At 42.3% G+C, this 19,947-nt stretch carries 17 protein-coding genes; 11 read left to right on the forward strand and 6 right to left on the reverse strand.

Annotated elements, in window-relative coordinates; translation table 11 throughout:
* Position 1 precedes the first annotated feature (1 nt).
* The 3 genes from CIK86_RS17445 to CIK86_RS17455 form a co-directional block, all read right to left on the reverse strand.
* A complete protein-coding gene (locus CIK86_RS17445; protein ID WP_086999074.1) occupies positions 2–1,000 on the reverse strand; it encodes a N(4)-(beta-N-acetylglucosaminyl)-L-asparaginase in 999 nt (332 codons plus the stop codon).
* 69 nt (positions 1,001–1,069) lie between these two features.
* On the reverse strand, positions 1,070–3,919 hold the full coding sequence (locus CIK86_RS17450) for a discoidin domain-containing protein (protein ID WP_086999072.1): 2,850 nt from the start codon (positions 3,917–3,919) through the stop codon (positions 1,070–1,072).
* A 57-nt stretch (positions 3,920–3,976) separates the two neighbouring features.
* A complete protein-coding gene (locus tag CIK86_RS17455; protein WP_086999067.1) occupies positions 3,977–6,958 on the reverse strand; it encodes a TonB-dependent receptor in 2,982 nt (993 codons plus the stop codon).
* A gap of 395 nt (positions 6,959–7,353) precedes the next feature.
* Here CIK86_RS17455 and CIK86_RS17460 point away from each other — a divergent pair, with 395 nt between their 5' ends.
* The gene (locus tag CIK86_RS17460; RefSeq protein WP_086999064.1) at positions 7,354–8,088 is read left to right on the forward strand and encodes a copper homeostasis protein CutC; all 735 of its coding nucleotides are present in this window, start codon (positions 7,354–7,356) and stop codon (positions 8,086–8,088) included.
* Here the strand turns inward: CIK86_RS17460 and CIK86_RS17465 are convergent.
* Positions 8,057–8,818: an IS5 family transposase gene (locus CIK86_RS17465; protein WP_089367531.1), complete on the reverse strand. Its 762-nt coding sequence runs from the start codon at positions 8,816–8,818 to the stop codon at positions 8,057–8,059. The genes CIK86_RS17460 and CIK86_RS17465 overlap by 32 nt on opposite strands.
* A 148-nt stretch (positions 8,819–8,966) precedes the next feature.
* Between CIK86_RS17465 and CIK86_RS17470 the strand changes: the two genes are divergently transcribed.
* Positions 8,967–9,575, forward strand: a complete 609-nt coding sequence (locus CIK86_RS17470) for a BadF/BadG/BcrA/BcrD ATPase family protein (RefSeq protein WP_086996735.1) — start codon at positions 8,967–8,969, stop codon at positions 9,573–9,575.
* A gap of 42 nt (positions 9,576–9,617) precedes the next feature.
* Complete coding sequence (locus CIK86_RS17475; protein ID WP_086996732.1) at positions 9,618–9,842, forward strand: hypothetical protein; 225 nt, start codon at positions 9,618–9,620, stop codon at positions 9,840–9,842.
* On the opposite strand, the gene CIK86_RS17480 is transcribed toward CIK86_RS17475, so the two are convergent.
* A complete protein-coding gene (locus CIK86_RS17480) occupies positions 9,839–10,564 on the reverse strand; it encodes an AraC family transcriptional regulator (protein WP_086996729.1) in 726 nt (241 codons plus the stop codon). The two genes, CIK86_RS17475 and CIK86_RS17480, sit on opposite strands and share 4 nt — an antisense overlap.
* A gap of 162 nt (positions 10,565–10,726) precedes the next feature.
* Here CIK86_RS17480 and CIK86_RS17485 point away from each other — a divergent pair, with 162 nt between their 5' ends.
* The 8 genes from CIK86_RS17485 (at position 10,727) to CIK86_RS17520 (ending at position 19,122) form a co-directional block, all read left to right on the forward strand.
* Complete coding sequence (locus CIK86_RS17485; RefSeq protein WP_086996726.1) at positions 10,727–11,887, forward strand: Gfo/Idh/MocA family oxidoreductase; 1,161 nt, start codon at positions 10,727–10,729, stop codon at positions 11,885–11,887.
* A gap of 7 nt (positions 11,888–11,894) precedes the next feature.
* Positions 11,895–12,950: a sugar phosphate isomerase/epimerase gene (locus CIK86_RS17490; RefSeq protein WP_086996723.1), complete on the forward strand. Its 1,056-nt coding sequence runs from the start codon at positions 11,895–11,897 to the stop codon at positions 12,948–12,950.
* A 15-nt stretch (positions 12,951–12,965) separates the two neighbouring features.
* Complete coding sequence (locus CIK86_RS17495; RefSeq protein ID WP_140391191.1) at positions 12,966–14,168, forward strand: MFS transporter; 1,203 nt, start codon at positions 12,966–12,968, stop codon at positions 14,166–14,168.
* Between the two features lie 50 nt (positions 14,169–14,218).
* Complete coding sequence (locus tag CIK86_RS17500) at positions 14,219–14,911, forward strand: DUF1080 domain-containing protein (protein WP_086996721.1); 693 nt, start codon at positions 14,219–14,221, stop codon at positions 14,909–14,911.
* Positions 14,912–14,913: 2 nt separating this feature from the next.
* Entirely contained in the window at positions 14,914–16,593 is a 1,680-nt protein-coding gene (locus CIK86_RS17505) for a GMC family oxidoreductase (RefSeq protein ID WP_086996718.1), read from the forward strand.
* Positions 16,593–17,345, forward strand: coding sequence for a gluconate 2-dehydrogenase subunit 3 family protein (locus CIK86_RS17510; protein WP_086996715.1), 753 nt, complete (start codon positions 16,593–16,595; stop codon positions 17,343–17,345). The genes CIK86_RS17505 and CIK86_RS17510 overlap by 1 nt, the downstream gene beginning before the upstream one ends.
* Positions 17,346–17,416: 71 nt before the next feature.
* The gene (locus CIK86_RS17515; RefSeq protein WP_254910744.1) at positions 17,417–18,283 is read left to right on the forward strand and encodes a sugar phosphate isomerase/epimerase; all 867 of its coding nucleotides are present in this window, start codon (positions 17,417–17,419) and stop codon (positions 18,281–18,283) included.
* A gap of 341 nt (positions 18,284–18,624) precedes the next feature.
* Positions 18,625–19,122 (forward strand): transposase, encoded by a 498-nt coding sequence (locus CIK86_RS17520; protein ID WP_096317116.1) that lies wholly within the window; start codon positions 18,625–18,627, stop codon positions 19,120–19,122.
* Here CIK86_RS17520 and CIK86_RS17525 read toward each other — a convergent pair.
* Positions 19,057–19,746, reverse strand: a complete 690-nt coding sequence (locus CIK86_RS17525; protein WP_086993477.1) for a reverse transcriptase domain-containing protein — start codon at positions 19,744–19,746, stop codon at positions 19,057–19,059. The two genes, CIK86_RS17520 and CIK86_RS17525, sit on opposite strands and share 66 nt — an antisense overlap.
* Positions 19,747–19,947: the final 201 nt, after the last annotated feature.

Here is a 19,947-nt window from a genome sequence, read left to right on the forward strand (position 1 = left end):
TTTAAAGTATGCTCGAAGCATCAAGTAATTGACTTCCAACTTTTGATGTCACGGCATAGTTAAAACCAGGCTGAATACAAAATGAGCCATATTCACCGGATTTACTCAACGCTAAAAACCCTACTTGAAACTGTTTATAATCGCCTAGTTTATTTGCAATGCGCTCAACTGCGGCCTTACACGCTTGCGTGGGAGTCATGCCTTGGCGCATCATTTCAACGACTAAATGACAGCCCACCGTTTTGATCATCAGCTCTCCCATACCTGTGGCTGTTGCAGCCCCCACTTCATTATCAACATACAGTCCAGCGCCGATAATAGGTGAGTCCCCCACTCTGCCAGACATTTTAAACGCCGCGCCGCTAGTGGTACAGGCACCCGACAAATCACCATTACTATCAAGGGCTAACATACCGATTGTGTCATGATTTTCAATATTGATCACAGGTGCATATTTTGATTCCACCAACCAATCTTGCCAGGCTTTTTTGGCTTTACTAGTCAATAGGTTTTGCTCTTGAAAACCCTGAGATTTAGCAAATTGCAGCGCGCCTTCGCCCACTAGCATTACGTGCGGGGTTTTATCCATCACTAATCGGGCAACAGAAATTGGGTGCTTAATATGTTGTAAAAATGCAACAGCGCCACAGTTTTGATTTTCGTCCATAATGCAAGCATCAAGCGTTACATTACCTTCTCGATCCGGGTAACCACCATAACCTACCGTCATCACATCTGGATCCGCTTCAGGGATACGCACACCCGCTTCCACTGCATCAATGGCTTTGCCGTGCTTGACGAGAATACCCCAGGCTTCTTGATTGGCAGCTAATCCATGTTGCCATGTCGATACTACAATCGGTTTAACCTGTACGTTTGCAACAGCTGCAGGTTTATTTAACGGCTGTTTTTGAGCAAATCCCTTAGCAGTCAAAGCGCTTGCACCTAAGGCAAGCATCGTTGTGAGTGATTGCTTTAAAAACTCTCTTTTACTATTCATGGCTAAATCTTTATGTAATTTGAAACATAAAGGCCAACAGGTAAACTGCTGGCCTTGGGTCTGTTAAAACTATTTTTCTAGTCCGAGTAACTCTATTTCAGCTATTTGTAATAGGCCGTCGTTATTGGCATTTTTACTGACACTAAGACGATAGCTTAAAAAAGCAAAACCATTATTAAACTCAAATGAGCGCCGCTCTAAACGTTCATCCCAGCTTTCACCAATCCACTTCGATACGAGTGTCCATGTTTGCCCACCATCATTTGAGCCTAATAAACTAAAGTTTTCAGGATCACGCTCTGGTGCATCATTAGCACTGGTGATAGCAAGTCCACTAACCGTTTGAGCTTCGCTGAAGTCAACTTGGATCCAAGCAGGATCTTCTGCTGTTGGCGGACCTTGCCAATCGTTGTGATCAAGCCATTTGGTTTCTTTATCATGATCAAATGCTTTATCTGCACTTTCTGCGTCCCCAATACTATAGCGGGCGCTAAAAACATTGCCAGCTAGTGTGCTGAGATCGCTAAATGCATAATCAGGGCCAACCAAACCAACTTCTGCTAGTTGCACTAACCCATCATTATTAGCATTTTTGCTAATGGCTAATCGATAGTAACTATATGCCAGCGCATTTGCTACCGGGAAACTTCTTTGTTCAAGTCGTTGCGCAAAACTTTCTCCAACCCAAGCACCTATACTAGACCAGTTTTCACCATCATTTGATGCTAATAACATAAATGAATCAGGATCACGCTCGGGAGCATCACCGGCACTGGTTAGTGTTAACGTATTAACTGCTTTTGCTTGTGGCAGCATCACTTGTATCCAAGCAGGATCTTCAGCTGTAGGTGGACCCTGCCAGTCATTATGATCGAGCCATTTGGTATTTAAATCACCATCGAATGCCTGAGCGGCACCTTCGCTATCGCTAATACTAAAACGTGCGCTATAGCTTGCCCCTGACATTTTACTGTGATCGGCTCCAGGTAATTCAGGACCAATTAAACCAACTTCAGCGATTTGTAATAAACCATCATTATTCTTGTTTTTGGTCACTTCTAATCGATAACTATCAAAAGCCAATTGGTTTTGAAAAGAGAATGTTTTCCTCTGACCTCTTTCTTCGAATGATTCACCCACCCAGCTTGCAAGTTTTTGCCATGTTGTACCGGCATCGTTTGAAGCTAAAATAGCGAAGTTTTCAGGGTCACGCTCTGGTGCATCATTTGCACTAATAATCATTAACTGATCAACCGCGACAGGGCTTGCAAAGTCCATTTGTATCCATGATGGTTTCTCTTCACTTGGCGCTCCTTGCCAATCATTATGGTCTAACCATTTCGTTGCAGCGTCATTATCAAATGCTTTATCGTGATTTTCAGCATCGCCAATACTGTTACTTGCACTAGCTGTACCGCTGCTTGTATCGGTATGATCCACACTACTAAAAACAGGGCCAACCATTTGAATTTCTGACAATTGAACTAAGCCATCATTGTTTTTATTTTTAGTAATGTTGAGGCGGTAACTCGAATACTTTTGTCCATTGATAAAGCTAAACTCTTGACGAGTAAGGCGCTCATCAAATGATGCACCTACGATATTTGCAAGTGTTAGCCAAGTTTCTCCGCCATCATTAGAGCCAACTACAGTGAAGTTTTCAGGGTCACGCTCAGGAGCGTCATTGGCACTGGTAATAAACACACTATTAACCGCCTGTGGCGTAGCAAAATCAACTTGTATCCAAGATGGTTCTGCCTCTGTTGGGGCACCAAGCCAGTCATTATGGTCAAGCCATTTAGTGTCAAGGTTGTTATCAAATGCTTTACTCGCGCTTTCTGCATCACTGATTGCATTTCTTGCTGAATAAACAGCATCGACTAAATTGGCTGACGTTGTCACTTCCTGCAGTGGGCCGGTTGAAAGCGCTTCATCGAACAATGGCAAAGACAAATCAACGATTGAATCTGCGCTCAAACCCAACTCAGTTGTTAAAGGATGAATACTGATGGCATCATAAATACGCTGGCGAAACGCTTCTAATGCTTCGCTATCTTCTAAAAGTGCAGCGCTGATATTTTGTTTTGCGTTGTCCATTATCAATTTTAGACTTTCAGATTCACTAAATTGAGCAAATGACGCATTTAACAGCGAAAGTTTAATTGTTGCTTCATCGGCATATTGAGGCGGGCATTGTTGCTCAGCACTGTCGCTATCTTCACACGTTTCATCGCTGATGAAGTTTTCAAGTTTATCGGCACTGATCACCGGCATCGAAAAAACATTGGTATTACCGGTTTGCCAGCCCATAGCCCGCAGTAATAACGCTGACATCTGCGCTTTTGCCAACTCCATTAGCTCAGGCGTTGATACATTGCGCCCTTGTGCAATTTGCTGTTCAACCAGCTCTGTTGCTAGTGTAGTTAACGCGTTCACTTGCAAGTTAGTATCTGCAACTGCATCCGCATTATTTCCATAGGGCACTTGCAATAACCCCAATGTTGAAAATTCGGTTCCTGCAATTGCTGCACTGCTGGTTGCTTGTGTGAATTCTGCATCACCACAACGCATAGCATCACAAAGCATTGTAGCGTCTTCGCCTGTAGCAATCGTCAGTTTAACGGTGGCATTGATACCAAAACCTGCGTCGCTAGTCAGCTCAATAAAAAAGTCACCTTGTTGATCTGTTTTATTAACCGAGCCTTGTGCCAGATTACTGCCATTAAGTGCTGTGACTGATACATCCGCATTGGTGACAACGCCTTTGATTATGGTTCCTGCGATTTGTGCATGTGTTATGTCTGGCGTGACGGGAACATTGTTTGCTTGCGGATCATTGCTCGAACCACCACATCCGCTCAGTAAACTTGCTGCAAGTAACGAGGTTCCTGCAAGTTGAAATAGATTAAATTTATACATAATTTTGCCTTTAATAATCAGGTGCCGATATTAATTACTTATCAAATTTTGTAATGATCAGAATCGATAGGTAAGCCCAGCATAATAACGACGACCACTGTAGCTACTGCTGCGAAGCCGTGCCTCGCTATCGTCACCGTAGTAAGTGCGTGATTCTTCTTTTGTTAAATTGATGACGGATGCTGAAAGCACTAAATTTTCCATCACACTGAATGACGCATTTAAGTCAACTTGCTGATAAGGCTCTTGCGATACGGTTAAGCCATCAGCTAACCCTAAAGCCATTTTTCCACGACGATTATACGATGCACGAACACTATAATTATCGTCTTCAAAATAAGCTGAAAAGTTAAATTGGTCATCAGCACTGCCTACTAAAGCTGACTCACCGACTTTTTCACCATCAACACTAACGTCTGCTTGATTGGTATCATTGAGAGTGTAATTGGCATTAATACCAAAGCCATTCTCAAATGCGTGCTGAGCAAATAATTCAATGCCGCGTGAGGTTGCATTCGTGCCATTAGCTGTGGTTGTAAATGGCGATACAGTGATAGGTCCTGACGGAACAATTTCTTCACCTGTATAAGGGTTTGTAAAACCATCAAATGGGCGTTCAGAGGTAATGATCAAAGGCACTATGAAGTTATCAACGTCCTTGTTAAATAATGCGATCCCTACAGCAGAGCCCATGCCATAATAATATTCAGCAGACAAATCTAATTGTACTGATTCAAACGGTTGTAATGCTTTATTACCACCAGAACCACTCCAACCTTGATCAACTGGGTTCCCTCTAAACTCTAGTCTGTCGTCAGCCCACTCTTGTGAAATAAAAGTGAGTTGTTCAGGCGCGCCTAAATCATTAAAAGGAGCCCGTGACATTGTTTTGGCCGCGGCAGCACGTATTACAAGTGAGTCACTGGCTTCCCAAACAAGATTAAGGCTAGGTAGAAAACGATCGTCTTTAACAGAGCGTAATGTAGTAGTTTCAACATCAACTAAACGTTCATCGCCTAAAATATCCTCTCCCGTGGCATCATTTATATCGTCTAAGAAGTAGTTAATTTTGTCTGATGACATTATTTGTGTTTGCGTTTCTACATAACGTACACCAACATTGCCGCGAAAATCGCCAAACGAAAAATCGGCTTGCAAGTAAGCGGCTGTAATTTCTTCTTCTATATCAAAAACAAAATCGGGTTCACGGCGGGTATATTTAACATATTCATTAGTGACAATATCTCGGTACTGCTGCCAATTGATGGTTGGCATAGTATTGACTTCAAAGCCGCCGGCAATATTCTTTTCAGACTCCTTGTTTAATATATCCTCAAGGTTTGGCATTCCGCCAATCCATTGATAAGCTACTTCATCCATTGCCCCTTGGCTAAATGGATCTAGATCACCACTGGCAATACGATCCGCACCATCTTGAGTAATAAAGAATGTGTTATTAGTTTCACGGTGCAAACTGGCTTTACGATGCTTAACCCCTACGCGTAATGTATCAACAATGCCATAAGCAATATGGTAGTCTAAATCAAGTTGGCCATAATCTTCTTTTAAATCACTGACGATAAAACTTGAACCTGTCGAACCTGGATCAGGATCGCCAGCAATGCCTGCTTGTAAATTTGCCAGTAATGCAGGATCTGCATACATAGAAACACGATCGCCTAAGCGCCAACCTGCAAATGAGGCTGCATTTTCATTTTTACCCGAATCACTACGACTGCCAGGCTGGCCACTTTTATATGCCGCATTAAATGATTCTGATGGTCCACCGCTTGCTTCTGTACGTCCAAATTTACCTTTAAGGTCAAAAACATCACCTGCGTATTCAAATGCAAAATCATAGGTATCTGAGGTATCTTTTTCCTCAGTGTAACCACCTACGATCCAAGGAAACTCTAAATTACCTTCACTGCCACTTGCGCCACTGGTAAAGTCCATGCCAGTTACAATTGAGCCTGTTTCATCAAGGGTCACGCCCGTTAAATAATCAGGGTTATATTTCCACTCAGGGATCCTCAGTTGAGAAGTCGTGCGATCTTGACCTAATTCAAAATGAAAATGATTAAATGTGAGCTCTAAGTTATCTGTTGGACGCCATTGCAGTGTTGCTTGTATACCCACCCTTTCACGTTTTTCTTTAGTAACGCCAACCCCTGCGACTTGAGGTGCCCAAACACCATCATATATATTGCCATAAGCATCTTCTAATGCATCAAAACGTCGAGTACTGTCAGTTATTTCTTTACCATTTGTATCCGTTGCCGGTAAATCACTACCTGTTGCCCAGCGCCAACCTCCTGCACCAGACATATCACCTGTGAGAGTACGATTTGTACGGTCTTGCTTTGTATAGCCTAGTAATAGACCGAAGTTTTCATCGTCGTTTTTCCATGAGTAAACACCACTAAAATTAGGCTCATACTCTTCGGTTACATCTGCATATGTGTATTCGACATTAAATGCACCAGAGTTTGCGTCCATATCTAATGGTGTACGACTATTTAGAATTACCGTACCACCTACACCACCTTCATCTAAGCGGGCTTCAGATGATTTAAAAACTTCAACCGATTGCACCATAGTCGAAGGCAACAAAGAATAGCTAAAAGAGCGAGATGGTGAGCCCGGTGATGAAGCAATAAAGTTTCCGTTAAGTTGTGTAAGCGTTAGGTCAGACGACAAACCGCGAATGCTCACATTTTCACCTTCACCACCACTGCGGGAAATCACTACGCCTGGAACCCGTTGCAATGAGTCAGCAACATTTTTATCGGGGAACTTGCCTATATCCTCTGCTGTGATCGCGTCAACAATCGAATTGGAAAGACGCTTAATTGATAAATTCTCCGCCATCGAAGCGCGGATCCCACGCACTTCAATCACTTCCAAATCATTATTTTTTTCACTTTGCTCATCATTTGCAGATACCGCGCTACAGCTTGCCATGACAGCGAGTAATAATGCTGATTTCTTGAATCGCCGTGAAAGACCTGAAGCTCCCCGGCTGTTATTATTATTCATGTCTATCTCCAGTTTTATTGTGCGTTCTTTGTTGTCTTGTTATTGAACACGCGCTGTTAAACAACTGATAAGTCTCAGATGGCTTAGAGCGTGGTTAATATATTGTTAAACTACATTTCCAGAATAGGGTTCTGTTAAAGAAAGTGATAATAGAAATTCGGTTGCTAGCAGGACAAAATCGGCGTTTAGCTAAAAAACAGATCCAATTTATAGTCAGCTCATTTATAGTTACAAACTTAAGAATTAGTTAGTTACACATTTTTACAGTATAAAAAACACGCAAAAAATAAAAGTTAACCGATTGAATTTTAATGCTATATTTTATTATTTGAATTACAATTTGAATGTTAAATAATTTATCGAAATCGGTCAGCTCAAGATTATGGAATTACTCGATGGGTAAAAATTTAGAAATTTGTTTAAATGCAGATGATCATATAAATTTAGCGAATAATGTTAAAACAGCATTTAGAGCAGGTGCACGGCGCATCGAATTGTGTGCTGCAATGCATCTAGATGGGCTAAGTCCAGCGGCTGCTGAAATTGAAATTACAGCAAAAGCATTGCCCGCAAATGGTGAGTTACTTGTCATGGTTAGGCCAATCGCGGATCACTTTAACGTTGACGCTGCGTTACTTAAAACGATGACTAGCGAGATAGCGCGCGCAGCGCAATTAGGTGCCACAGGAGTCGTTTTTGGCGCAATTGTTGGCAATCAACTTGATGTAGCAGCTACATCAACATTGATTCAGTGCGCTAAACACTATCAACTGGCCACCACTTTTCACCGCGCTTTCGATTGTATTGCTGATAGACGTAGTGCGATCCGCATTTTAAGCGAACTCGGGGTTGACCGTATTCTAACCAATGGCACACCCTGGACTGATAATAAAAATGTAATGCAGGGGATCGAGCAGTTAAAGTGCATCATCGCAGGCGCTAAAGGGCAAATCGAGATAGTAATAGGCGGCGGTGTAACACCACAAAACGCGCATATTTTGTGGCAGCTTGGCAGTGAAGATACACTCTCATTGCATACTTACTCAAGCGTACTTAATAGTGATTCTTTAGGGGCTGTTGATCTTTGTAGTACATATATCAATCAGCCCACATTGGTAGCCACATCATAGTAAATGCTAAAGCGAGCATTGAATGATAATTTCGTTCAAGCTTTTCATACCGCGTGGCTATCCCTCTATATTGCTTAATACGGCCAAATGCATTCTCAACCAAGTGCCGATATTTGTACATGCACCAGTCAATATCTTCATTGCCTACTAAACTGTTGCCCTTACGTGGAATAACGGGTGTAGCGTTATTATCACGAACAAACGCTCTCAGTTTTTCACTGTCGTAGCCTTTATCTGCGACAACCATATTACTTGTTGGGCAATTAGCTACGAGTGACTCTGCATGGACGATATCATGCGTATTTCCACAGGATAATTCATAATAAACAGGCAACCCTCCGCTATCGACTGCAAGATGAATTTTCGTAGAATTTCCACCTCGGCTCTTTCCAATTGATTCATTGTCAGCAGTTCTTGCACCGCAACTATGTTGATGAGCCCTGACAATACTGCCATCAATGAAGACCCAATCCATGTCCGCATCACGAGATAATGCGCGAAACAGTTCATTCAAAATCCCTTTTTTGGACCATAAATTAAACCGTCTGTAGATAGCACTCCAACGGCCAAAATCAGAAGGTAAATCTCGCCATGGAATACCTGTGCGCATCTTATACAGTATGCCTTCGAGCGTTTTTCTATGGTTGGGCTTATTATAAATTCGACCACTTAAGTACATTACTTTTGATAAGACATTCCATGTCCCGTCTGTTAACATTAATCTTGGCATGTAGGTTCGGTGTAAAGTTTTCTGGCGAATTCAATTATACCTTATCTTCATGCTGTTTGTTTTTCATACCACAAAGATCAACACGCCCTAGTGGATCCAGTATTAATTAACTCAATTTTACAAAAATCGCATAACGAGCAGACTAAACATGACTAATCAATCTCATACCCCGTTGTTTTTAGGTATTGATGGCGGAGGCACTAAATGCCAAGTAAGACTCGAAAACGACTGCGGTGTGTTACTTGCGCATGCGCAAAGTGGCCCTGCAAATATTGCCACTTCAGTTTCTGTTGCTCAACAATCAATCCTTGCGGCTACGGCACTTGCGTTGCAAAAAGCCAATTTACCAGCCACTGACATTGCTAGGATTAACGCCTATGCAGGTCTTGCTGGTGCGGGGATCAATAGCGCAAAAAACACAATGGCGCAATGGCAACACCCATTTGCACAGTTTAATTTTTCAACTGATTTACATATCGTCTGCCAAGGTGCGCATGGCGATAACAATGGTGCAATTATCATATTAGGCACAGGTTTTTGTGCAGGCGCGATAAAAGATAATGCTGTCATTGAATTAGGAGGTCATGGGTTACTCTTAAGTGATGGAACTAGCGGTGGTTGGATTGGTTTAAGTTTATTTAGGTATGCACTGGAAGTATTAGACGCGATGTCTCCTTCAAGTCCATTAATTAAATGTCTACTTACCGAGCTGGGTTGTGACACTAGCAGCTCGCTTACTGAGCTTGCACTCAACTAAAAACCAGCCTACTTTGCAAGTTTTGCTCCTTTGGTTTTCAAGATGCAAGATGATCCCGTAGCACATATTATATTAACGCAAGCCGCGCAATTTATTACCCGCTATATCGACCATTTAGCTCAGCTTGGCTATCAACGTATTACCTTAATGGGCGGCACCGCAAAAGTAATTACCCCTTGGTTATCAAGTAAAGCACAACGCTATCTTTGTGATGCACAGTATTCTCCTGAGCAAGGTGCAATTCAATTAGCCAAAATGCACATTTAACGCTCAATATGTGCACGTATTTGCGATGGAATTTCACCAAATAAGCGTCTGAACTGCTTGCTAAAATAGCTAGGTTCAGCAAAACCACACTGATACGCTATTTGTGAAATAGGTAAACGTGTTTCAACTAATAACTTACGTGCATTTTCGAGGCGTATCTCATTAATAAATTGATTCGGTGTTTTCGCTAAGTGCTTTTTAAAACGGCGCTCCAATGCACTAACAGATAAGTGAGCAAGTTCTGCTAACTCTTCAACGCAGATATTTCTATGATAGTGTTCTCGAATATAATTAACCGGGCCTTCAATGGCTCTTACATGAGAAAGCTCCTTGGAGGTTTTCTGTAAATGGCGTGTAATGCCATACGTACCGAGTAGATTGCCGTCATCATCACAGATCATTTTTTTAGACGTTGAGAACCAAGCTAATTCACCATTTGAGGTCTGATTTAATTCCAATCGATCGCTGACAATATAGCCGTTCATAACGCGTTTATCGTCATTCACATATTGAAATGCAAGGTGCTTTGAAGAAAAATCAAAATCGGTTTTAAGCAATATTTGCTCTAACAATTTATAGCCTTGGTGCTCAACAAAGTGCTGATTAGCATATAAAATTCTACTTTCAGTATCTTTTACCCAGAACAGAATATCCGGTAATAAATCAAATGCAGCAATCAATTGCTTTACACCTGCCTTATCAATAATCGTCTCAACATCCATACTATAAATCTCTAAAAATCAGAATTTGTTACTAATATATAAAACGCCGATTTTATTGCATTGTCAACCGAATTTATATTAGCCCTACTGCCAGGCATTCCCTATTATTAATAACATGATATTAACTAACTTCAGTTGTCAGTTACTGAAATGGAACTTTTAATGAATAAAACAAAGATCCGTATGGGCATGGTTGGTGGTGCTGAAGGTGCATTTATTGGTGCTATTCATCGTATTGCAGCGCGTTTAGATGGCTTAATTGAGTTAGTTGCGGGTTCTTTTAGTTCAGATCCAGCACGTAGCCAAGCAACAGCAGCGATGTTAGGAATAAATCCAACTCGCAGTTATGACAGTTATCAGCAAATGTTTATCGAGGAAGCTAAGTTACCCGCAGATCAACGCATTGATTTTGTCGCCATTGTTACCCCTAATCATTTGCATTTTCCCATCGCAAAGCTTGCCATTGAAAGCGGCTTTCATGTTTTATCAGATAAACCAGCGACCTTGAATCTACAAGAAGCCTTGTTATTAGAGCAAATCGTGCAATCAAGTGATTGCTTGTATGGCTTAACACACACTTACACGGGTTACCCGATGATCAAAGAAGCACGTCATCGTATTGCTCAAGGTGAGCTGGGTACTATTCGCAAAGTAATTGTGGAATACAGTCAAGGTTGGCTTTCGAGCAATGAAGACGAGCAAGCTAAACAAGCAAAATGGCGTTTAGATCCACAACAAGCAGGTATTAGCTGCTGTATAGCCGATATTGGTGTCCATGCTGCAAACTTAGCTGAATATGTCAGTAACTTGGAAATAACAGCGTTATGCGCAGATTTAAACCACGTTGTACCAGGGCGCACCCTTGATGACGATGGTACGGTATTACTGCGTTTTAACACAGGTTGCAAAGGTGTGTTATTAGCCAGCCAAGTTGCTCTTGGCGAAGAAAATAATCTTACTCTGCGTATTTACGGCGATAAAGCAAGTATCGAATGGTCGCAAATGGAACCCAACAGTTTATGGCTAAAAAGTCATAATGCGCCAACAACTTTGCTGCGAGCAGGAGTGGCGCTAAAAAGCCAAGCCGCTCAAGGTGCTTTACGTGCCCCCGCCGGTCACCCCGAAGGTTACCTTGAGGCATTTGCCAATATCTATGTCAATTTTGCAAAGCAGATCGACGCGAAAAAAGCAGGTGGCCTCGCAAGTAACGCTGACTATGACGTACCGGGTATTAAAGAAGCCATTCGTGGCATGGCATTTATTGAAAATGCTGTAGAGGCATCAAGCCAAGACACGAAATGGCAACCATTTAAAATAGGATAAGCAAACTATGAATAACATAAAAGGCCCGGCAATATTTTTAGCCCAATTTATCAGTGATGAGGCCCCTTTTAACGACTTTAAAAGTATTTGTCAGTGGGCGGCAAGTTTAGGCTATAAAGCAATTCAACTCCCCACCTCAAATCCCGAGCTGTTTGACTTAGAAAAAGCAGCTCAAAGCCAAGATTACTGCGATGAGGTGACTGGTATTGCAGCACAAGCAGGGCTTACAATTTCAGAGCTATCTACGCATTTACAAGGTCAATTAGTTGCCGTACATCCAGCTTACGATGAAATGTTCGATAACTTTGCGCCCGAGAAATTACGCGGCAACCCCGCTGACAGAACAAAGTGGGCTATCTCTCAACTGATGATGGCCGCCAAAGCGAGTAAACAGTTAGGGTTGAACACCCATGTTACTTTCTCTGGCGCGTTGCTTTGGCATACTTTCTACCCTTGGCCGCAACGACCACAAGGTCTAGTCGAGGCTGGGTTTACTGAACTGGCTAATCGCTGGCTACCAATACTCGATTACTTTGATGAAATGGGAGTGGATGTTTGTTACGAGTTGCATCCTGGTGAAGATTTACATGATGGGATTACTTTTGAGCGCTTTTTAGCGGCGACCAATAACCATCCTCGGGTAAATATTCTTTATGATCCAAGCCATTTTGTATTACAGCAACTTGATTATCTTTCGTTTATTGATATTTATCACAAGCGTATAAAAGCATTCCACGTCAAAGATGCGGAATTTAATCAAAATGGTCGTAGCGGCGTCTATGGCGGCTATCAAAATTGGCAAGACCGCCCTGGCAGATTCCGTTCGTTAGGTGATGGCCAAATTGATTTTAAGAGTATTTTTAGCAAATTAACCCAATATGGGTTTGATGGTTGGGCCGTTTTAGAGTGGGAGTGCTGTATTAAACACCCAGAAGATGGCGCCCGTGAAGGCGCTAAATTTATTCAAGATCATCTGATCCGCCCAACAGCTAAAGCATTTGATGACTTTACTGCACTGGCAACCAATGATGAGCGTAATAAGCGGATATTAGGCATTAAATAAACAGGAACACACACAATGAATAATAACAATAACCACCGTATTATTTTTCGGCTTTGCTGTATTGCACTCATTGTTACATCAATGACGTTTGCGATAAGAGCCGGAATTTTAGGGCAATTAGGCGAGCAATTTGGTTTAACTGGCGCTCAGCTAGGCTGGGTCAATGCGATGGCATTTTTGGGTTTTCCGGTTGCGACTATGCTCGGAGGCATTATTTACAATGCAATTGGCGCTAAGAAATTAGTGGCTTTAGCATTTGTTTGTCACTTAGCGGGGCTGCTTTTAACTATCATCGCCGAAGGTTTTTGGGGATTACTTATCTCAACCTTTTTAATTGGCTTTGCCAATGGCTCAGTTGAAGCTGGATGTAATCCGCTTATTGCGCAAATGTATCCCAAAAACACCACAACAATGTTAAACCGCTTCCATGTTTGGTTCCCTGGCGGCATTGTTATTGGTGCTCTGGCGTCAAACGCGATGACCTCTTTTGGTTTGAGTTGGCAATGGCAAGTGGCGTTAATTCTAGTACCAACCATTATCTATGGCCTGATGATGGTAAAAGCGCAGTTTCCACAATTTGATGCTCAACAAAACTCAACTTCGAGTAACTTAAAACACTTACTTTCGCCTTTATATCTGTTTTTAATTATTTGCATGACCCTAACCGCAGTGACCGAGTTTGGTACTCAGCAGTGGATTGAACAAATCCTCGGCTCGTCGGGTGCCTCGCCTATGGTTATTCTCGCGCTTATCACCGGATTAATGGCGCTGGGTCGCTTCTTTGCAGGCCCTATTGTGCATCGCTTTAGCCCATCGGGCGTGTTACTAGGTTCAGCTGTATTTTCAACCATTGGCATATTTTTAATGAGCCAAGCACAAGGCAGCGCAATTTATTTTGCCGCCGCCCTATTCGCCATCGGCGTTACTTATTTTTGGCCTACCATGATTGGCTGTGTTGCTGAGTACACACCAAAAACGGGGGCGTTAGGCATGTCATTAATCGGTGGCGCGGGCATGTTCGCAATGAGTCTGTGGAACCCAGTAATAGGCTATTGGATTGACACTGCGAAACAGCAAGCTCAACAAACACAGATCTCAGCAGAGCAAATAGAAGTCGTTGCCGGTCAGGCTGTTTTGCAAAACCTATTAATCTTTCCAATTGTATTGATAGTTGTATTTATCGGGCTTCACCTGTTTATAACAAAACAAAAAATGTAGAAAAATACGTTTAATAGCAATACGTCGCACACAAAATAAAGGGGTACTTTATGCTTAAATCACTTTCAGCATTATCAATTGCTTTAGCTTTCACTAGCACTGCATTTGCTAAGAATATTGATAACCAACTTTCTAAAGAAGAACAAAATGCCGGTTGGCAATTACTATTCAACGGTCAAGATATGTCTCATTGGCGCAATTTTAAAAGCGATACACTCAGCCCAAAATGGACTATTGACGATGGTGCTATGTTACTTACTAAAGGCGGTGGTGACATATTAACTAAAAAGAACTATGAAAACTTTGATTTAAAGCTTGATTGGAAAATCAGTGAAGTTGGTAATAGCGGCATTTTTGTTCTAGCCGATGAACTGGGTAAATATATTTACTCGCATGCGCCTGAAATCCAAATTATTGATAATGAGCGCCATTCAGATACCAAAATCGACTCTCATTTATCGGGGTCAATTTATGACTTGCTAACAGCTCCTGCAGCAGCGCATAAACCTGCAATGCAATGGAATACTGTGCGCATCAAAATGCTCAACAACCATTTACAGGTTTGGCAAAATGGAGTAAGCACGGCCAGTATTGTAGTGGGCAGCAGCACGTGGAATACCTTAGTTAAAAACAGTAAATTTGCAACATGGTCAGATTTTGCTACTGCAAAACAAGGCAGTATTGGCCTGCAAGATCATGGTGACAAAGTGTGGTTCAAAAATATAAAAATTAAGGAGCTGTAATTATGTCAACATTTGACCATAAAGTGTTAGTTGTCGGCTCAGGTGCAGGTGGTGCAATGGCCGCCTATACTCTTACAAAGCTTGGCCACAAAGTATTATTACTCGAAGCGGGCCGTAATTACGACCCGAAAACAGAAAGCCCTATGTTTCGCCGTAACAGTGAAGCGCCATTAATGGCAACCAGTACTAAAGATAAAAATTTTGGTTTTTATGATGCCACTGTTGATGGCGGTTGGCAGGTGCCCGATGAGCCTTATACTAGCGCGAAAGGCTCAGAGTTTTTATGGTGGCGTGCACGCATGCTCGGCGGACGTACTAACCATTGGGGTCGCTATTCACTTCGTTTTAGTGAACATGACTTTAAAGGTAAAAGCCGAGACGGCCAAGGTGCTGATTGGCCATTTGTATACGAAGATATCGCTCCTTGGTACGACATTACCGAAGAGTTAGTCGGTATTTGTGGCACTAACACCGGCTTAGATGACATGCCTCCTTCACCTGAGGGTGTATTACAGCCGCCACCGAAGCCCCGCGTGCCAGAATTATTAATTGCAGCCTCAGCGAAGAAGCTTGGCATTACCGCCGCTCCTATGCATCGCGCGGTATTAACTCGCCCTAAAGATGATCGGATGGCTTGCTTTTACGCCACTCCATGTGGCGCGGGTTGCTCAATTGGTGCTGCTTTTCAAACCACCACATCTTTATTACCGATGGCACAAGCCACAGGTAATTTAAAAGTGATCACCGATGCAATGGTAAAATCGGTGGCTGTGAATGATGATGGCAAAGTTACTGGTGTAAGTTACATAGACAAGCACTCAGCTCAAGAACACGCTATTGATGCCGATGTCGTTATTTTAGCGGCCAGCGCCTGTGAATCGGCACGTATTCTACTTAATTCTAAACACAAAAAGCATCCTAAAGGTTTAGCTAATTCAAGTGATCAAGTAGGTCGTAATTTAATGGATTCAACTGGTGCCTGGTTAGGCGCGCAAATACCTGCACTAAAGGGCCGCCCGCGTTATAACGAAGATGGCCACACCGCCAATCATTTATTTATTCCTTGGTGGGGACACCAAGCCCAAGCCAAAGGAGAACTTGATTTCCCGCGTGGTTATCACTTTGAAATAGGCAGTGGCTTTAACCAACCAGGAGCCGGTGTATCCGGTAATAAACAAGGTTATGGTAGTCAATTAAAGCAACAAATACGTGATGCTTATGGCTCATACGTTGGCTTTGCTCTGCGCGGCGAAATGCTACCTAATAAAGATACCTATATGGAAATTGACGAAACCGTAAAAGATAAATGGGGTATCCCTGTCTCTAAATTTCACTTTAAGTGGTCTGATCGAGAACTTAAGCAAATTGAGCATGGTTTAAAAACAGCGAAGCAAATCCTTGAAAACATGGGTGCCAAAGTAGGCAAATTACCTTCTGCTGAGCAAGCGATTTCAAAGGGCGGCGAAATTATCCATGAAGTTGGCACAACCCGTATGGGCAGCTCAGCAAAAGACTCGGTAACTAATCAGTGGGGACAAACCTGGGATTGCAACAATTTGTTTGTTATGGATGCCGGCGTGTTCGCTTCTAACCCGCATAAAAATTGTACCTTAACGATTATGACACTGGCGATGCGTAATTCGACTTGGTTAGCTAAACAGATCAGTGAAGGAGTATTGTAATGAACACCAACGACCGTATGGATTCATACAAATATATTTCTGGTATGACACGCCGAGAATCACTTAAGTGGTTGGGCTTACTTGCTGCAGGTTCAACTGTTGGTTTAACCACAGGTTGTACTAAAGTACTTGAAGATACGCCAAGCAGTTCAGGGCATTGGCCTGATATTGAAATAGCTCCCATTACAGCAAAAGGTTATGGCACCGATCCTAACCTAGTAATGCCACCGGCATCGCCTTGGCCGTTAACCTTAACCCAGTCACAGCTGACTTTAGTGGCTATTTTATCTGATCTGCTAGTGCCAAAAGAAGGTAATATCCCAAGCGCATCGGAGCTTAATGTGCCGAGTGTTATCGATGAGTGGGTCAGCGCGCCCTATCATGGCCAACAAAAAGATCGTGTTACTATTTTACATGCATTAGCGTGGATTGATGACGAATCTAAAATCCGTTTTGATAAGCTTTACAGCACTCTCAATAAAGCACAGCAACACGCTATATTGGATGATATAGCTTATTATAATGACGATACGCCAGAGCATTTCCAGCGTATTGCTAAAGCATTCAATCGCTTTAAGGAATTAGTTTTGGCTGCGTTCTTTTGTACCCCACAAGGTTGTAAAGATATCGGCTATTTAGGCAATGTGCCCATTGCAGGCGATTACCCTGGCCCTTCAACCGAGGCTAAAGCCCATTTAGAGCATATTTTAGATGAGCTTGGCTTGAGCGAATATGCTTACAAAGAGGATTGATCCACAACACATTGTTAGTTAGCCCAGACCAAAGCAGGGAGTGATCTCTGCTTATTTTTAGGTATTTTATTATGTTTAAAGCCATGTATTCATTCTTAATTAATGCTGTCGCAAGCATTTTAGTCATACTCGCACTACAATCTTCCCCTGCCATCGCTAATACGAGCGACTCCGTTAAAGTAAGCGTTCAATTGTGGTCGGTTAAAGAGGCATTAAAAGCAGACTTTAACGCAACCATCACAAGCCTTGCTGACATGGGATTTCAAGGACTCGAGTTTGCTGGTGATTTTGGCCCCTATGAAAATAATCCTCGGGCGCTTAAAAACAAACTCGCAAGCTTAGATTTAGTGGCCAGCAGTGCGCATATTGGCTTTGATGCATTAACTGACACCCGCTTAATGGAAACCTTATTATTTTATAAAACACTCGGTGTCACTACTTTATTCGTGCCGTGGGATGAGCGTGCATGGGACCCTGAAGGTGTTATGTCACTAACAAAACAATTAACAGCATCAAACGAAATAGCACAAAAGTATGAGATGAAAATTGGCTTTCATAATCATAATAGAGAGTTCGAACAATTTAACAGCGCAACCTATTGGGATGCGATTGCCAGTAATACACCCACAAATTTGCCATTACAACTTGATATTGGCTGGGTGCATTACGCAGGAAAAGAACCAATCCATTTCATAAAGAAGTATGCAGGTAGAACCTATGCGACACATTTAAAAGTTCGCACCCACGAAAATGACGGCTTAAGCCCTATATTCGGGGAAAATAATTATCCATGGCAAAAAATAATTCAGGCACTCATAACCGATGGCGTCACGCAGTGGTTGGTTGTAGAGCAAGAAGAATACCCTGCTGGTTTAACGCCTTTACAAAGCGTTGCTAAATCAAAAGCCAACTTAGATAAAATACTTCACAGCATGTGAGACTGAAGACTAGGGTCTGTTTACCTTTCAAGGTTAAATTTGCAGCAGTCTGTTTGGTATTCAGGCAAGGCAGCGCCTATGTGGTGTGGTTATTCCCCATAAATAGGCGATAACGCAGCATCAATGCCAAACAGGCACTGCCCTTCGGGTTCTGCCTAGGGGCGATTGACTCTTTGTTGCTCGGTTTTTACTTAGCCCACTAGGTTACAAACCTCGCGCCGTGATTAAACCGCTCCTAGTTTGAACAAATTTTAATCCGCAAAGATAAACAGATGTATGGACTCCCACTTCCATCAGAAGTAACGTAATAAGTGTTCAAACTTTTACTAAGGAGCCCATACATGTTGAATTGTAATGTGATAGCGATTGATTTAGCAAAAAATTTATTTCAAGTTTGCAAAACGCAAAGCAATGGCAAAGTTATTTATAACAAAACAATAAGCAGAGCCAAGCTTAAAGAGTTATTAATTAAAGAACAGCAATCTTTAGTTGCTATGGAATCATGTGGTGGTACGCATTATTGGGCGCAATTTGCTAAACAGGCAGGGCACCAGATCAAAGCGATCAACGCGCGACAGGTAAAAGCGTTTCGTCAAGGGCAGAAAACCGATGCAAATGATGCGCTGGCTATTTCAGTTGCAGCGAGACAGCCTCATATAAAAGGAAGTCGTTTACTTTCAGTGCAAGAGCAATGCTTACAAGGCATTGAATGTATGCGTGATTTATTAGTCAAACAAAAAGTCAGCTTAGGTAATCAACTAAGAGCTTTATTGTTAGAGTTTGGTTACCCAATTGCTCAAGGGGATACGAAGTTTCATTTCTTGATCAAATGCATCTAGGTAGATATTCGCCAACAATGGACTGATAACACCACCTTGTGGACTTCCTACCTCACTCGCTTCCCAATTATTGCCTATCATTACTCCGCTTTTTAAAAACTGTTTGAGCAGTTTTAAGATGCTACCGTCTGTCACTTTGCGTTTGACGCTGCTTATGATCAAGTCGTGATCGAGTAGGTCAAAACACTTCGACAGATCCATATCAACCACCCACTCACGGTGATATTTACGAATAAATACCGTGGCTTTGCTGATGGCGTCATGACAACTTCGTTTCGGCCTGTACCCATAACTTGATGGGTGAAAGTCGATGTCGAAGAGCGGTTGGAGAATGTTCAATAGTGTTTGTTGTACTATGCGGTCGCGAACTGTTGGAATTCCCAGCAGTCTCACACCACCATCATCTTTCGGTATTTCTATCCGTTTGACTGGCTGTGCGCGATACTGCTTGCTTTGCAGTTCACCTTGCAGTTGTTTCAAGTTTTCTTCTAAATTCAAGGCGAACGCGGCTATGGACTGCCTATCTATTCCGGCCGCTCCTTTCGCTGCTTTCACTTTTTTGAATCCCTTGTACAGGTTATTAATGTCTAATAATTGTCCGTACAAGCTGTAGTAAACTGTCATTTTCTGCCTTTGCTTGCGGTATGTCTGCTCGTGTCATTCTACTTATCGCTGAATCTTCATGATGACATTAGGTGTGCTAGCCTTTTTTTTTGGCAATCTGCCTAAGTGGTCAGCCATTACTCCATTGCTCGCCCTTCAATTCTCAGCGTCTACATTCCTGCTTGGCCGTCATGTCTTGGCTATTTCCGTCGAAATACTTGT

Origin of the sequence: Pseudoalteromonas sp. JB197, from assembly GCF_002332205.1 — a bacterium.
Classification (GTDB): domain Bacteria; phylum Pseudomonadota; class Gammaproteobacteria; order Enterobacterales; family Alteromonadaceae; genus Pseudoalteromonas; species Pseudoalteromonas nigrifaciens.